The 15934-nt window shown below is 46.2% G+C and carries 10 protein-coding genes; 6 read left to right on the forward strand and 4 right to left on the reverse strand.

Going from position 1 to position 15934, the window contains the following annotated elements; genetic code table 11:
* Positions 1-205 precede the first annotated feature (205 nt).
* On the forward strand, positions 206-841 hold the full coding sequence (locus AC23P2_RS04125) for a DUF1361 domain-containing protein (protein WP_487772023.1): 636 nt from the start codon (positions 206-208) through the stop codon (positions 839-841).
* A gap of 114 nt (positions 842-955) precedes the next feature.
* Here AC23P2_RS04125 and AC23P2_RS04130 read toward each other — a convergent pair whose 3' ends face one another.
* A complete protein-coding gene (locus AC23P2_RS04130; protein WP_487772024.1) occupies positions 956-2422 on the reverse strand; it encodes a M20/M25/M40 family metallo-hydrolase in 1467 nt (488 codons plus the stop codon).
* Between the two features lie 86 nt (positions 2423-2508).
* The gene (locus AC23P2_RS04135; protein WP_487772025.1) at positions 2509-3783 is read right to left on the reverse strand and encodes a DUF2851 family protein; all 1275 of its coding nucleotides are present in this window, start codon (positions 3781-3783) and stop codon (positions 2509-2511) included.
* Positions 3784-3879: 96 nt separating this feature from the next.
* On the opposite strand from AC23P2_RS04135, the gene AC23P2_RS04140 reads away from it, so the two are divergent.
* Positions 3880-8853 carry a hypothetical protein gene (locus AC23P2_RS04140; protein ID WP_487772026.1) on the forward strand — a complete coding sequence of 1658 codons (4974 nt, stop codon included), beginning with the start codon at positions 3880-3882 and terminating at the stop codon, positions 8851-8853.
* A gap of 135 nt (positions 8854-8988) precedes the next feature.
* Here the strand turns inward: AC23P2_RS04140 and rnr are convergent, their stop codons facing one another.
* A complete protein-coding gene (gene rnr / locus AC23P2_RS04145; RefSeq protein ID WP_487772027.1) occupies positions 8989-11328 on the reverse strand; it encodes a ribonuclease R in 2340 nt (779 codons plus the stop codon).
* A 112-nt stretch (positions 11329-11440) separates the two neighbouring features.
* Between rnr and AC23P2_RS04150 the strand changes: the two genes are divergently transcribed.
* The 3 genes from AC23P2_RS04150 (at position 11441) to AC23P2_RS04160 (ending at position 14234) form a co-directional block, all read left to right on the forward strand.
* Positions 11441-11776, forward strand: coding sequence for an arsenosugar biosynthesis-associated peroxidase-like protein (locus tag AC23P2_RS04150; RefSeq protein ID WP_028525823.1), 336 nt, complete (start codon positions 11441-11443; stop codon positions 11774-11776).
* A 29-nt stretch (positions 11777-11805) separates the two neighbouring features.
* Positions 11806-12867: an arsenosugar biosynthesis radical SAM (seleno)protein ArsS gene (arsS, locus tag AC23P2_RS04155; protein ID WP_487772028.1), complete on the forward strand. Its 1062-nt coding sequence runs from the start codon at positions 11806-11808 to the stop codon at positions 12865-12867.
* 98 nt (positions 12868-12965) lie between these two features.
* Entirely contained in the window at positions 12966-14234 is a 1269-nt protein-coding gene (locus AC23P2_RS04160) for a sterol desaturase family protein (RefSeq protein ID WP_487772029.1), read from the forward strand.
* On the opposite strand, the gene AC23P2_RS04165 is transcribed toward AC23P2_RS04160, so the two are convergent.
* On the reverse strand, positions 14204-15157 hold the full coding sequence (locus AC23P2_RS04165; RefSeq protein WP_487772030.1) for an aldo/keto reductase: 954 nt from the start codon (positions 15155-15157) through the stop codon (positions 14204-14206). The two genes, AC23P2_RS04160 and AC23P2_RS04165, sit on opposite strands and share 31 nt — an antisense overlap.
* Positions 15158-15226: 69 nt before the next feature.
* Here AC23P2_RS04165 and AC23P2_RS04170 point away from each other — a divergent pair, with 69 nt between their 5' ends.
* Positions 15227-15931, forward strand: a complete 705-nt coding sequence (locus tag AC23P2_RS04170; protein WP_487772031.1) for an SDR family NAD(P)-dependent oxidoreductase — start codon at positions 15227-15229, stop codon at positions 15929-15931.
* Positions 15932-15934 lie beyond the last annotated feature (3 nt).

Here is a 15934-nt window from a genome sequence, read left to right on the forward strand (position 1 = left end):
AGGTTATTTTTCGACAACTCCATTTTAGTATTTTTTGAATAACCATTTTTACTACTTCGCCTACATCACGACAAAGATTGAGTTGGGTTTTTCTTTAAAAAAAGGCCTAAGTCATAATTCTTAGAAAAATAAAAATCAGCTTACCTATTGACATAAATAGGCATTTTTAAGTTACTTTGTATTTCAAAGTACTTTTAATATATTCATGAAAAACAAAAACTATCTACTCGCTGCGGTGTCGCTCATAAGCATCATTTTGCTTTGTGGCCGCGTTACGTTTACCGAAAATTTTGGAGGAATTTTCCTTACGTGGAATCTTTTTCTAGCTTGGGTTCCGTTCGGAATTGCTTGTATTGTAGAAGACTTAGCTCAGCACCGTTTTATTCACCAACGGGGCGTGTTGGTGGGAGTAGCGGCATGGTTGTTGTTTTTTCCCAACGCCCCTTACCTCATCACCGACCTGATTCACCTGCGGGCTTCCCCCGATCATTTGATTTGGTACGATGCTTTGATGAGTTTTTCGTTTGCATTGGCAGGACTACTAACGGGCTTTTATTCTGTCCTAAAAATCCATGCAATTTTGGAGGATTATTACAGCCAAATCACAAGTTGGTTGCTGATTGGGGGGAGTTTGGTAGTTGCAAGTTATGGAATCTACTTGGGGAGATTTGGTCGTTGGAATAGCTGGCACGTGGCTACTCACCCTTTATCGCTGGTTCGGTATATTGGGAATAACCTACTACACAATCCTGTAGCACTACAACTCACGCTCGCATTTTCCTTCGTGATGTTGTCCACCTACGGGGCATTTTGGGTATTGGCACGCTCTAAAGCTGAGTAGCGTGTTTGGCGTTAATTGTTGCGGGATTGGGTTTGCTCTTTGTTCGTTATCGGGCGGGTTGTGAGCAACCCTTAGCACAATCCTCCAGGTTGTGAGCAACCCTTGGCATGCTTATCAATCCGTCCATTTCCAATCTTTGCCAAGAACCAACTCTTTTTTGAGCCCTTGCGCAATCATTAAATCGCGGGTTTTGTAGGTATCTAGTTTTTGGGCGGGCAAATCGTTGGCATTGGCCAAAGCATAAAGCAGCATGGCCGAAAAACGAACACCATTGACCATTTCATCGCGATTAATCAAATCGAATTTATCACAATCAGCGTGATAGCATCCATAAACATTAGCGCCCAGACGTCCCGCAGGTGCTCCCGTCGGAATACCTTCCAACATAAACGGTTGGTGGTCTGAATGGAGTCCTGCGCGGCTGCTAACGATGTTTGAATAGGAATCGTCCACTTTTTTGATTTGTTCTCCTACAGCTTGGAAGAACGGAATCAGTTCGTCGCGCCCTCCCACGCTCATTCCAAATACGTTGTTGGTCATGTCGAGATTCATCATAAACTTGACCTTCTCAAGTTGCTTGTTCTTGGCCAATTCTTTTACCATTTGCCGAGAACCCAACAAGCCTTGTTCTTCTCCCATAAACAATACGAAATCAATCGTCCGTTTAGGTTTGATTTTTAAGGCTTTAAACGTACGAGCAATATCCATTATCGTAAATGAGCCTAGGCCATTATCGGCGGCACCCGTTGCCAAATCCCACGAATCAAGGTGTCCTCCAATCACGATTCGGTCATCGCTTTTGCCTGGAATCGTGGCAATTACGTTCCGCGCTTTTATTTTTTTACTCACGTTGGTCATGTCCACAATGGCATGGAGGTCGTTGTCCACCTTCATCCAATTCCGAATTTCTTCGCCACTTTCACGCGAGATATTTACGGCAGGAATACCTATCAACGCCCCCGTCACCGAAGCCGTCCCTGTCAATAGCACATTCCCTACAACTTGGTTGACGGTAATGATCGCATTTGCGCCATATTTGATGGCCAAAGCCGTTTTTTCGGAACGGTGCAAATTCTTTTGCCCTGCTTTTCCGTTGACTAAGCCAATATTTACGAGCGCTACTTTGCCTTTGATAATATCTTTGACCGCTTCAAAATCTTCTTCCAAGCCATTGCCCACGTCCACTATCGCCCCGCTAACTTTGGCACGAACGGGCGAATGCGCCAACGCCACCACGGGCACTGTCCTGAAATTATCACTTTTATTGGGCACTACATCCAAAGTCACGGTATCACGCATCCACGATTCTACCTCAAACGATTGGAACTTGACATCTGTGTAGCCATATTTTTTGAGAAGATTGAAGGCATACTGCTCTGCCTTGGCTCCATTCGGACTTCCCGTCAGACGATGTCCGATGGTCGAAGTAGCATCGCCGAGGGTTTCGTAGGCTTGGCTATTTTTCAGGGTTTCATTGTTAATTTTTTGAAAAGCCGAGACAAATTCGCTGTTGTCTCGAAATGCAACAATTACGCAAAAACTCGCACTGACCAAAAAGGAAGAGAAAAGGTGGCGATACATGGGGGGCTTGTATAGTTTTACAACTTTAAAGAATACAAAAATAGTAAGTGTTTGGTTTAAAAAGAATCTAAGTATTTATCTAACGGTCAGGGAGATTTCAGCAATGATGTACCAATAGCACACTGTAAACATCCCTTTTTTACACAAAAATGGGTATAGAGTTCGATAATAGCTTGGGAATCAAAGGCTGTTTTTGATTCTACCCCCATCTGGCGCCACATGTCGGTAAGATGGTTTGTTTCGGCAGGAAGTTGGTCCAATAATTCCGTTGCTTTGTTCATAAAATCTAGGTTATCTTTTGCTACAGCATAAGCTGCTAATAAAGGAACGACCGTATTGACAACAATATTTTCGACCGATGCTTTTCCTAAGATAGCTACTTTTGCTGCCGTTGTTTTTTGAAAATGATAGTGTGTCTGCCAATAGGCCGACTGCTTGACGCGGAGTACCTCCTCCAATTTTTTAACATTTCCCCCATGAATGAAGAGTGAAAACAGGCTGGGTTGTTGCTGAATAAACGCCGCCAACTGCGCTAACCGAACCGTTGGAAAATTGGCAGGACGCAAGCGCAAAAACTTCCATTCGTGGGCCTGCAGTTGGGTAGATTTTAAACTATACTTTGCTGCCAAAAACGCGTATTCTTTCTGCAAAGACAGTGCGTATTCGTCTGCGGGCATCAAAAGTCCCGCTTGTCCAAACAGCAGGGCTTCCAATTGAAAAAGGCTATCGCGGTGTTTATGAAGAATTTTTAGAGGTAAGCCCTGGGCCAGCCGAAGCATTGGTTCAGCATTGACTTTAAAACCGAAATTTTGGGCTAAGAGTTGATACGTCGTTTCTTCCCAATCTTGGTGATTTTGGGTCAACAATTCCAACACGTCCTGCGCTTTACGCTCGAGACGCTGCGTAGCTGCGCGGTCGAGCATCATGCGTTTTTGCAAGTCCGAAACAGCTTCCAATTGGTTTTCGCACGGAATCGTATCTTTGCTTCCTATCAGTACGTGATATTTGTGCAGCAGTTTGGGCGAGGTGATGTCTTTTAAGGCCAACGTAGGAACTGCCGTACCGTCGTGCCGACAAATATCTGCATCGTTTTCCCAAACCACGTGCAAAACAACGCTCTCGTAGGCGCGATCGGTGGTATGGGCATGTCGATGCCAATCCGAACTTCGCAAGTGCATTTCAATACTTCCTGCCCATTCGATATTTTCTACTATGACACGCCCATTGATAAAATCAGGGCCTGCATTGGCGTTTCGTTGTCCAATGGCCAGTACTTGGAGCGATTCTCCCGCCGTAGTTGTGAGGTGAGCAGCGTCAAAATACTGAAACTGCCACAAGAAGTACAGAAAATCTTCGGACATAGCGCTTTATTGAAATAATTTTGAATTAAATTGAGTTAAATAGGTATATTGATAGTTCTATACCTAGTTTTGGTTTCGACAAATTCCGCAGATACTATGAAACGTTTTACGCCCTACTTCATCGTTTTTTTATGGCTTACAGGGTTGGTTCTTCACGCTCAAGTTGTCAAACTTTCTGATGACCCTGCGCAGTTTATAGCCGACGTGCAGAAAATGATGGCTGCAAGCGGCAACCCTACCTATCTCAAAGCCGCCAAAAACCTCGAAACTCTTTGGTTGGACAGTCGTTTGACGCAAGCGCACCAAAAAAGTATCGTGACCCTCACCAAACGCATGGTGGCCAAGGGGTACAAACCTACCACCCCTCATTTTGAGCAGTTTTTTAACAGTCTTTACGCAGCTTTTAATGGAACACACGCCAATCCTAATGAAGTAGATAGCTACCTAACTACCACCACCCAAGCACTAGAAGCCTACGATACCAAAGCGGCTTTAAAATATTTTGAGACGGCACGTAATCTGTTTGAAAATCGCCTGATTTATACCTCGAACTTCAATCGCCTTTATGCCCTCGAAGGTACCTTCAGCTTTCGCTTCAGTGACGCCAATGCTGAGCTTATCAAGACCGTAGAAGCAGCAAAAAATAGTGCAGCAAACGACGGCTGGGGAGCAGTAACCGATACTTCAAACGCCGTCACACTGCTACCTGCCTACGAAAAAAAGCCACTACCTGACGTTTCAGGAGCCATTATTGAGTTTAAGAATACCAACCTCGTTATGCTCACCGCTAACGACTCGGTGCCTATTCTGCAAACCAGCGGAAAATTGGCCATTCGCGAAGGAAACTGGGTAGGTATGGGAGGAAAAGTAACCTGGGAAACAGCGGGCACGCCCGATATTTTTGTCAACCTGAGCGCCTACAGCTTCAACGTGGGACTTCCTAAACTCGTAACCGACGACGCCAAACTCCAGTACGGTGCCAAGCTCAACGCTCCCGTCGAAGGGGTATTTGAATACGAAAGCAAACGACGCACCAAAGGCCAACCTTCACCCTATCCTCGTTTTATTTCGTACCGCAACGACGCCCAAATCAAGGGATTAAGCAAAAACATCTTGTACCAAGGGGGGATTTCGTTGGTGGGTCAAAAAATGACCAGCGCTTCATTGAGCCAATCTCCCTCAACGGTAATGGTCAATTACAACGGAAAATTGGCGTTTAAATCGAGCAGTCGCCACTTCGACATCACCGATTCACTGATTACTTCGCCCATCGCTACCTTTACGAGTTACATCGGCACCGATTCGCTGTATCACCCAGGCGTTCAGCTTTCGTACAGCGAAGCCGCAGGGACCGTCAAAACGCAACCCGCTTCGGTCAAATCAGGCTTCCACTATACACCTTATTCCGACTCGTACCACAAAATGTACATCGACGCGGAAATGCTTCGCTGGAATTTTCCCAAAAATCAAATTGAGTTTTTGCGCATTTCAGGTAAAAACGTCGTTCCCATTTCGTTCGAATCGTTTAGCTATTTCAAACCCGAGCGCTTTCGTGCGATGAACGAGCAGTCGGGTTTTCACCCGCTGCAAATGGCGTCTAATTACGTTACCAAACAAAAAGTCACCAGCTTTGCGCCCGAGGAAGTTGCCCAGTTTTTCAAACGCGATATGAACGCCGTACGCTCGGCTTTTATGCAACTGTACTACGACGGATTTTTGTCCATTGACCCTAAAAATGGCCTTTTCCGCTTTACCAACAAAGGAGCTTTGTACGTGATGGCCAACAACAAGCAAACCGATTTTGACAATTTTAAAGTCTCGTCGTTATACCCCGCCAACAACGACATTGCCAACGCCAGCATCGACCTCAAAGACAACATATTAACCATCAGAGGAGTCGATAAATTTACCATTAGTGACTCGCTCAAAATCGTCGCTTCGCCTTCGGACAAAGAAATCAAGGTGCTCAAAAACCGCGATTTTCGCATGAATGGCTTGTTGGTTTCGGCCAACTTCCGCTTCAATGGCCGCGATTTGATGTTTAATTACGACAAGTTTTTTGTCGATTTGAATAAAATTGATAACATTACCTTTGTGCCAAAATCAGCCTACGACAAAGGAAGCAACACCGAAGTGGGCGGCGATATTGTGTATGAAAAATCAGGCCGAATTTATCTAAATGACCCTAGTAATAAATCGGGGGGACGTAAAAACTCCATTTTTCCACGCTTGCACGTTCCCGAAGGAATGACGGTATATTTTGACCAACCCGATCGTGGAAATTTCAAATACGACCGCAAAGTTTTCTTCAAAATCCCTTCACTCGATTACGACAGCTTGGGTCTTCAAGATATTGTGTTCATCGGAACCTTCAACTCCAACGGCATTTTCCCGACCTTCCAAGCCGAACTCCGCTCCATGCCCGACAACTCGCTGGGTTTCAATTATACCCCACCTGCTGCGGGCTACAAAGTATATGGCACCAATACTGTCGTGAAGTTTACCAAGGAACTCGTGATGGACAAACAAGGGCTACGTTCGCAAGGCGAAATTACCCACTTGAGTGCCCGTATTCCTACCGAAGGTCTCTTGTTTATGTCAGACTCACTGGTAGCCAATGGGGCTCAAGCCGAAGTCAAAGAGGCAACCATTGGCAAGGCATATTTCCCCAGAGTCGATTTGCGCAACTTTACCCTGCGCTGGACGCCCAAAGCCGACAGTATGTCGCTGACTACCAAAGGGAATACCTTTAATTTTTACAACGGAACAACCAAGCTTGATGGACGAATTGTGCTTCGTTCGACGGGTTTATACGGAAAAGGGTTACTTCGCCGCGACGACTCAGAGCTTACTTCTCAAGACATCAAGTTTAACAAAGAAGGTTTTTTCGCGGGCGAATCGCAGTACAAAATTATATCGGCTACCAATGCCACCCGTCCTGTTTTGTTAGGCTCTAACGTGGATGTGGACTTTAACCTTGTGAAGGGATTAGTCGGTATTTCGACTAGTAAAAATACACTGGAAAACCCACTTATGGAGTTCCCTTTTGCCTCATATCAAACCTCTATCAACCGAGCTCAGTGGAACATCAACGCCAAGACGATTGCAATGAAAGGAGATGTGGCTACGTCCACCTTTACTTCCACCGCTCCCGAGCAAGCAGGGTTGACATTTAACGGTTCTTCAGCCTTGTACGAAATCGAAAAAATGACCCTCAACATCGGCGGAGTTCCGTTTATCAAATCTGCTGACGCGAAGGTATTGCCTGATAAAGGGCTTGTGGTGATTCACCGCAACGGCGAAATGACACCTTTCAAAAATGCGCGTTTGGTGCTTGACACCCTCAACGAATACCACCGCCTCAAAAACGGTAACATCAAGATTGAATCACGCACGAAATTTACGGGCGACGCCACTTACCTTTACACCACCGTTTCAAACGACACCATTCCTGTCAAAATGGGAAACTTTGGCCTGCGCCAAGGCGTAGCAACGTCGTCGGGTAGCAACCGCACAGCACCTTCCAAAGAAAAGACTTCTTATACTGTTGCCAAGGCCGAAATTGTGGAACTGGACAATTTCGTAGCCGCCCCTCGCTTGCAGTACAAAGGTGCTATGACGATGCTCGCTCCCGAACCGAATCTACAATTTGACGGATACGTCAAGCCAATTCTTAAAAAACGTCCTGATCTGGTCGCTTCGTGGATTCCGTTTAAAGAAACCCCTACCAAAGATGTAGCCCTCAAAGTAACACCTGCCCTCAAAAATGAAGCAGATATGCCGATTTCGGTTGGGTTGCATTATCGGGCAGGGACGGATGGGCTATACCCAACGTTTTTATCGGGAAAAGAAGCGCGTAACGACCAAATTATCTTTGAGGCTTACGGACTTTTGCGGTTTGATGATAAGCTAAAAGCGTTCCGCGTAACGCCCGAAACCAAAACCGCTGATGAGCTAGTAGATGAAGAAAACGCTTACACCTTCAACGACACCAAAGGAACCATTACTTATTCAGGTAAAATAAGCCTCATCAACGACCGCAGTACCAAAGAAGCCGAGCAGCTCTTTATGATTTCGGGGGGAGTACAGGCCAACATCGACAGCAGTACGTACCGTTTCAACACCCTCATGTCGCTCAATTTCCCTGCCAACCGTGAGATTATTACCAAAGCGGCCGAAAACCTTGTCCAAACCAACTTAGACGAACAAAACAGCGACCCCGCCGAGCCAAGCATAGAGCGTTTGGGCAACAAATTGGCTGCCCTCATTGGCCGCAAAGCCACCGACGGCTACATCAGTCGCAGTGCTGCTGCCTACAAACCACTCTTTGATGCTTCGCCTAAATTCAACAGTACGCTCGTTTTGTCGAATGTCAATCTTCGCTGGTCGGCACCTCAAAATGCGTTTTATAGTGTGGGTAAAATTGGGGTCTCCAACCTTGGCAATACCGACATCAACGCCGAGCTAGAAGGCATGGTGGAGATTCGTAAAAATGCCCGTGGCGACGAAGTGAGTATCTACATCGAAGCTTCCGAAGATGTGTGGTATTATTTTGACTGGCAACAAGACAAACTCGCCATGGTGTCGTCGGTGCAGGAAATTAATGATTTGATTTCGGTTAAATCAAAAGACAAAAAAGACGGTTCTATTCTGCCAATTGGCTTTGAAGAACGTGATTTGTTTGTGGATCGTTTTACGGCTTACTACCGTCCGAAAGTGAAAAAACCGCTGGCCAAAGACACCAAAGCTCCAGCCAAAGGTGCTCCTGCGAAAACCACTGCGCCATCGACTGCGTCAAAATCAGCCCCTGCCGCTGCACAAAAAGCAACCACGACGACGCCTGCCGAAGAGCCTGAGGAGGAAGAAGTAAAAGTGGCGGATAAGAGTACCAAACCTGCGGCAAAAGACGCCAAAGCCACAACGGATCCGAAAGCAAAAGATACCAAAACGGCAGCAAAAACGACAGCTACTGACCCTAAAGCCAAACCTGGTGCCAAAGTAGCGCAAACGCCACCTGCCAAAACCCCAACGAAGAAGAAAGAGAAAGAAGAAGAGAAAGAAGGTTTCTAAAAGCTCGCTCGCCCCAAGTTGAACTTGGGGCGAAACAAGGCCCAGCGTCTCCGACGCAAACTGTTCCAAACGTTGAAAATAATGCAACCTCAGCCCTGCCAAGTTTCAAAAACTTGGCAGGGCTCTTTTTAGAGGTTATTTGCGGCGCTTTTCCTTCGTTCGAGGACGTTTTTCTTTCGCAGTACTTCTCCCTCCTCGGCCACGCGCAGGCAATGCAGAAACAACATTGGAAGTAGTTTCCGCCAAGGTCAAATCCATGCTTCGACGCGAAATATTGGTGTCTTTGACTTTTACTTTTACAGTATCTCCAAACGTGTAAAAACGCTGCGTACGCTTTCCTACCAATCGGTAGTTTTCTTTGTCTAATTCGTAAAAATCATCGTTCAGGTCATTCATTCTAACCAATCCTTCCGATGCCGTTTCGGTAATTTCGACAAACAAGCCAAATTCGGTAACGCCCGTAATAATCCCGTCCCAAACGCGCTCAGGGTCCATTGAGGCCATAAATTCCACTTGCTTGTACTTGATACTTGCCCGTTCGGCATTGGCGGCCAATTGCTCCCTCGACGACGAATGCTTACAAGCAGGCTCATACTCGGCTCGGTCAGGCGATGGTTTTCCGTCCAGATAATGCTGCAACAAACGGTGCGCCATCATATCGGGATAGCGTCGAATGGGCGAAGTAAAGTGCGAATACCGACGGAACGCCAAGCCAAAGTGACCAACGTCCTCGGTGCTGTATCGCGCCTTGGCCATGGTTCGAATCGCCAATTGCTCAAGCGCATTTTGTTCGGGTTTCCCTTCCAAGTCCGACATCAATTGATTGAGCGACTTTGCCACTACTTTTTCGTCGTCGAGCTTCATTTTATAACCCAATCGACCCGCGAAGGCCGCAAACATCCGTAGCTTTTCCATGTCGGGCTCCTCGTGAATCCGATACACCATGGTATTGGGCTGCTCCTTATTTTTCGATTTTCGGTAAATGTATTCGGGTACGCGTTTGTTGGCCAACAACATAAATTCCTCAATCAGCTTATGGGCGTCTTTGCGGATTTTGGTGTATAACCCCAGCGGCTTGCCGTTTTCGTCCAACCTAAACTTCACTTCGGTGGTTTCAAAATTGACCGCTCCTTTGGCAAAACGCTCATCTCGAAGTTTGTAGGCCAACTGATTGAGCAACGTCAATTCTTTGGCAAAAGGCCCTGCTTCCTCCTCTCCGCGCGCAGTCGCTTCGAGTACTTCTTGCGCTTCTTCGTAGGTAAAACGCTTGTCAGAATGAATCACCGTCCGGCCAAACCACTCATTAACGATTTTGGCATTTTCGTTCAGCTCAAACACCACCGAAAACGTCAACTTATCTTCATTGGGTCGCAATGAACACAAGTTATTGGATAATTTTTCGGGCAACATAGGCACCGTTCTATCCACCAAATACACCGATGTAGCCCGCGCATACGCCTCTCGCTCCAAGGCCGTGTTAGGACGTACATAATGCGATACATCCGCAATATGCACTCCGATTTCGAAATGACCATTTTCCAACAACTGTACCGAAAGTGCATCGTCAAAATCTTTGGCATCGGCGGGATCAATGGTAAACGTGGTCACCTCGCGCATATCGCGACGGCGCTTTATTTCGTCCTTTTCTATTACTTCCGAAATCGCATTTGATTCCGCTTCTACATCTTCAGGAAACTTATAAGGCAATCCAAACTCCGCCAAAATTGCGTGCATTTCGGTTTCGTGGGTGCCTGCTTTTCCTAATACTTCCAACACTTCTCCTTCCATACGCCGCGAGCGGGTTGGATACTGCGTAATTTTCAACAGCACCTTGTCTCCGTCTTGCGCATTTTTGAGTTTGGGCTCAGGAATATACACATCGTCATAAACACGACGGTTATCCAACACCACAATGCCGTATTTGGGCCAAAGTTCGACTTCACCCACCAGTTCTACCCGTCCACGCTCTAAAATCTCTTCCACTCGGCCTTCGCGGCGGCGGCCACTTCGGTAGTCGCTAAAAAGTTTGACCCGAACGGTATCGCCATCAATCGCCCCGCGTAAATCGTCAGAATCCACCCAAATATCCGTATTTTCTAACTTAGGCTGCTCACTCGATTTCTGGGTATCTAGCACAATAAAGGCATAATTTTTATTGACGTGTTCGACTTTCCCGATAAACACATTCGCATTTTCGTTGGTCGCATATAGTCCTTCTTTCGTTCGGATTACTTTACCTTCTTCCACAAGTTCGTCGAGCAAGCCGTTAAAAATAAGACGGAGTTTTGAATCCTCTGCATCAAAATGGTTATGAAGCTCATGCAATTCAAAAGGTCGCTCGGTATTGATTTCAAAAAAAGTAGCAATCTCGGATTTGAGTTCATCCAAAAACGAGACTATTTGTCGGTGCGTACGTCCCCCCTGTTTCTTTTTGGGGCTACGCGTTTTCTGTGACTTATTCTTCATATTTTTCATACTTCTATTCAAATTAACCATTTTTTCACGAAAATCATTGCATTTCTCTAGTTTTTAAAACCAAAACCCCTCTATTTGCGTAAATAAGTAAACACCCAAGACATTTTAAACTATGGCATCGTACTACAACTCTGAAGACCTTAAAAAATTTGGCGCCATTGGCGATTTTGGTGCAAAAAACTTAGCGCAAGATTTTTTCAAATACTATGGCGACGTATTCGCCGAAGGCGCCCTTACCTCTCGTGAGAAATCATTGATTGCACTAGCTGTTGCCCACGTGCTCAAATGCCCCTATTGCATTGACGCTTACACCACTGACACCCTCGAAAAAGGCTGCTCAGAAGACGAAATGATGGAAGCCGTACACGTAAGTGCCGTGATGGCCGCAGGTATTACCCTCGTTCACAGCACCCAAATGATCAATAAAGCGAAAGAAGTCACCATGTAGTTTTTGCAGGTTTTATTCTCCCTTTCTCCATGAACCCCGTCAAATCTCTCAAGGCCCAAAAGCACGAACTCGGAAACACCCAGTACCAGCTAGATGTACTGAACGATTCTGAAAAATTAGGGCATAGCTTTCCCTTATTTCGGGAAAAACTCGCGCCCATCGGTTTGTTTCCGTTGAAACCCACGCAAATTGATATTTTTCAAATCAACGTGGGTAAAATGTGCAATCAAGTGTGTAAACATTGCCACGTGGACGCAGGCCCCGACCGCAAAGAGATTATGACGCAGGATACCATGCAGCTATGTCTGGATGTCTTGAAAAAGCACCCTTTCAAAATCGTTGACCTCACGGGCGGTGCCCCCGAAATGAACCCTCATTTTCGGTGGTTTGTGGAGCAAATTCGCGAAATCAGTCAGGAGATTAAGATTATTGTTCGCTGCAATCTTACCATCATTTTGGCCAACCCTAAGTACCACGATTTACCCGATTTCTTCAAGAAGCATCGGATTGAAGTCGTGTCTTCGTTGCCGTTTTATACCGCCAACCGCACGGATTCCCAACGCGGTAATGGCGTATTTGAAGATTCTATCAAAGCGCTTCAACTCCTCAATGCCGTAGGGTATGGACAAGAAGATTCGGGGCTAACCCTTAATTTGGTCTATAACCCTGCGGGCGCTTTTTTACCCAGTGGGCAAGCGGGGCTAGAGCGCGAATTTAAGCGGGCGTTAAAAACCAAATTTGGCATTGATTTCAACAGCCTTTTTTGCATCACCAACATCCCCATTAGTCGCTTTTTAGACTACTTGCTCGTCAGTGGCAACTACGGCTCGTACATGGAGAAGCTTGTCAACGCTTTTAACCCCGTAGCGGCTAGTAACGTCATGTGCCGCAATACCCTGTCGATTGGCTGGGACGGCTACTTGTTCGACTGTGATTTTAACCAAATGCTAGACTTAAAAGTAGCAGGCTCGGTGAAGCACTTAAAAGACTTTGATTTTCAAACACTTAATGAACGAGACATCGTCATCAACCAACACTGCTACGGATGCACCGCAGGCGCGGGCAGTAGTTGCGGTGGTGAAGTGGCTTAAATTGTCCAAAAATTGTTGACTCTTGAAAAAAGTCAACAATTTCTTACATTTGTGATTAAAAACAGTATGCTTGCATAATTTGTTAGAAAAATCACCCAATGGAAACCTACGGACGCATTCTTCTCATTGCCATGCCCATTTTTTTGGGCTTAGTTTTACTCGAAAAGTTATACGGATGGACGGTAAAAAAGCACCCGTTCCGCACCATGGACATTATTTCGAGTTTAAGTTCGGGTTATACCAACATCATCAAAGATGTGCTTGGGCTCAGTGTTTCGATTTTGACCTACGGCTACATGGTAGAACATTGGGCGCTGTACAAAGTACAATCCACCATTTGGGTATATATAATCGCTTTCATTGCCCTCGATTTTTCGGGCTACTGGGTACACCGCTTGAGCCACCAAATCAATTTTTTTTGGAACAAACACGCCATTCACCACAGCAGCGAAGAGTTTGATTTGGCCTGTGCCTTGCGCCAAAGCATTTCGTCGTTTGTCAATTTATTTACGATATTTTTGCTCCCTGCGGCCTTGTTGGGCGTTGAGCCTAAAGTCATTGCGATTGTCGCGCCGCTGCATTTGTTTGCCCAGTTTTGGTACCATACCATTTATATTGGTAAAATGGGTATTTTAGAACACATCATCGTGACGCCCTCGCACCACCGCGTACACCACGCCATGAACCCCATTTATTTGGACAAAAATCATGGGCAGATTTTTATCATTTGGGATAAACTCTTTGGGACGTTTCAAGAAGAACTCCCCGACGTGCCACCAGTCTATGGCATCACCCGCCCCGTTCAGACGTGGAATCCCATCAAAATTAACTTTCAACATTTGTGGCTATTAATAAAAGATGCGTATCGGACAAACAGTTGGAAGGACAAGTTTCGGATTTGGTTTATGCCAACGGGCTGGCGCCCTGCTGACGTTATCGAGCGTTATCCCGTTTATAAAATCGACGACCCGTATCACTTCCCAAAATACGCTACGGAGGCTTCCGTGGCACTACGCACTTGGACGTGGATCCAATTTTTATTCACTTTTGCACTGATTAATTACTTCTTTCTCAACATCGCCAAAATAGGCACTCCCAACATTTTTGTCTATGGCGGCTTTTTGTTTTTGTGCGTTTTTGCCTATACCGAACTCATGGACAAAAACCCTTACGCTTGGGCATGGGAAGCCTTAAAAAATGCCATTGGGCTATTTTTGATTTACCAAAACGGCTGGTTCGGCATGTCAGAAACCATGCCTTGGGGTACCGTAGCACTCGCTAGTTACTTTCTGATTTCAAGCGTTGTAGTTGTGATGTTTACGCGGTCAATCACTTTTTATTCATCCCAAAGGCTTTCTAACGTATAATCAGACCCTTCTAAGCACCAAAAATTGCCTTTTATATAACGGTAATGTAAGTCCAACTTTCGCATCGCTTCCATTTCTTGCTCAGTCAGCTTAATATCGGCGGCGGCTAAGTTTTCTTGCAAGCGTCCTGCATTGACCGACTTTGGAATCACGGACGTTCCCCGACTAACCGCCCACGCCAGCATCAACTGCGCGGCCGAGCATCCGCGTGCCTGTGCCAAAGTGCGAATTACTTCATTTTCAAACAGTTTTGGTTCGCCGTCCACAATCCGATTGGCTGGTCGGTCTGACGAGCCTAAAGGGCAATACCCCGTCAAAATAATGCCTTGCTGACGGCAATAGTCCACCATGGGCCATTGTTGCAAAAACGGATGCAGTTCCAACTGATTCACCTCAGGACAAACGCCCGTGGCGGCAGTTACCTCTTCCAGTTTTTTAATGCTAAAATTGGAAACCCCGATGTGGCGGGTCAGACCCATTTCTTTTAAGACAATCATTTCTGCCCAAGTTTCTGAAAGAGGAACGTCCGTAAGACTAAGCATGTCCTCGCCTGTTTGGGGATAGGCCACCGCTCGTTTGAGCGCTACAGGCCAATGGATGAGGTACAAGTCCAGGTAGTCGAGCTGTAAATCTTTTAAGGTGGTATTAATTGACGCCAAAATATACTGTTTTTCGTGGCTGTTGTTCCAAAGTTTCGACGTAATCCACAAGTCTTCTCTTTTTACCGTCCCTTCTTTCATTGCATCCGCAAACGCCTGGCCGATTTCTTGCTCATTGCCATACACCAAAGCGCAATCGAAATGCCGATAGCCAATCTCAATAGCGGTCTTTACGGCCGTATATACTTCTCCCTTGGCCGATTTCCACGTCCCAAGCCCCAAGGCGGGCATTTTGTCTCCGTTTTCAAAAGTTAAGTAGTTCATCTCAAAAGTAAGTTATCTTAAAACCATCCACTGGCCCTACGAGTTAAATATAGCAAACTCCTTTTTCTAATGTCATTTCAAGGAAAAAACATTCTTATCATCGGGGCAAGCTCTGGAATTGGCCTTGCCATAGCCCAAACCCTTCAAGCCGACGGAGCCTCCTTATTTACAGCTTCACGCCGCGCACCGCAGGGTATTCAAAGTCAACACATTACGTGGGACGTTACGCAGCCCATCGAAGGTCTTTTTGACGCATTACCTGATGCCCTTCATGGCCTCGTGTACGCCCCAGGCAGCATCAATCTCAAGCCTTTTCAACGCTTTTCTTTGGCTGATTTTCAGGCAGATTTGAATGTCAATGTGTTGGGAGCGGTAGCTGCGATTCAGGCCAACCTTGCCCGACTTCGCAAAGCAGGCGGCGCTTCTATTGTACTATTTAGCACAGTTGCCGTCCAAACGGGGATGGGTTTTCACGCGTCGATTGCCACGGCCAAAGGAGCGGTAGAAGGGCTGACTCGTTCGCTGGCAGCGGAGCTGGCAGCCACCAAAATCCGTTGCAATGCCATCGCGCCATCACTGACCGACACGCCATTGGCCGCCTCGTTGTTATCGAGTGACGAAAAACGTGAAGCCTCCAACAAACGCCACCCCATTGGGCGCGTAGGCACACCTCAAGATTTGGCCGCCGTAGCGAAATTATTGCTTTCGGACGAAGGTAGCTGGATTACAGGGCAAGTGCTCAACGTAGATGGCGGAATGGGACGATTGAAATAATCC

The organism is Runella sp. R0.1_18 (assembly GCF_057652155.1).

What these genes read in the sequence shown, in the direction of transcription:
- AC23P2_RS04150 (WP_028525823.1), top strand. Translation starts at nt 11,441, where the DNA reads ATGGCATCGTACTACAACTCTGAAGACCTTAAAAAATTTGGCGCCATT.
- AC23P2_RS04160 (WP_487772029.1), top strand. Translation starts at nt 12,966, where the DNA reads ATGGAAACCTACGGACGCATTCTTCTCATTGCCATGCCCATTTTTTTG.
- AC23P2_RS04170 (WP_487772031.1), top strand. Translation starts at nt 15,227, where the DNA reads ATGTCATTTCAAGGAAAAAACATTCTTATCATCGGGGCAAGCTCTGGA.
- rnr (WP_487772027.1), bottom strand. Translation starts at nt 11,328, where the DNA reads ATGAAAAATATGAAGAATAAGTCACAGAAAACGCGTAGCCCCAAAAAG.
- AC23P2_RS04125 (WP_487772023.1), top strand. Translation starts at nt 206, where the DNA reads ATGAAAAACAAAAACTATCTACTCGCTGCGGTGTCGCTCATAAGCATC.
- AC23P2_RS04135 (WP_487772025.1), bottom strand. Translation starts at nt 3,783, where the DNA reads ATGTCCGAAGATTTTCTGTACTTCTTGTGGCAGTTTCAGTATTTTGAC.
- AC23P2_RS04165 (WP_487772030.1), bottom strand. Translation starts at nt 15,157, where the DNA reads ATGAACTACTTAACTTTTGAAAACGGAGACAAAATGCCCGCCTTGGGG.
- AC23P2_RS04130 (WP_487772024.1), bottom strand. Translation starts at nt 2,422, where the DNA reads ATGTATCGCCACCTTTTCTCTTCCTTTTTGGTCAGTGCGAGTTTTTGC.
- arsS (WP_487772028.1), top strand. Translation starts at nt 11,806, where the DNA reads ATGAACCCCGTCAAATCTCTCAAGGCCCAAAAGCACGAACTCGGAAAC.
- AC23P2_RS04140 (WP_487772026.1), top strand. Translation starts at nt 3,880, where the DNA reads ATGAAACGTTTTACGCCCTACTTCATCGTTTTTTTATGGCTTACAGGG.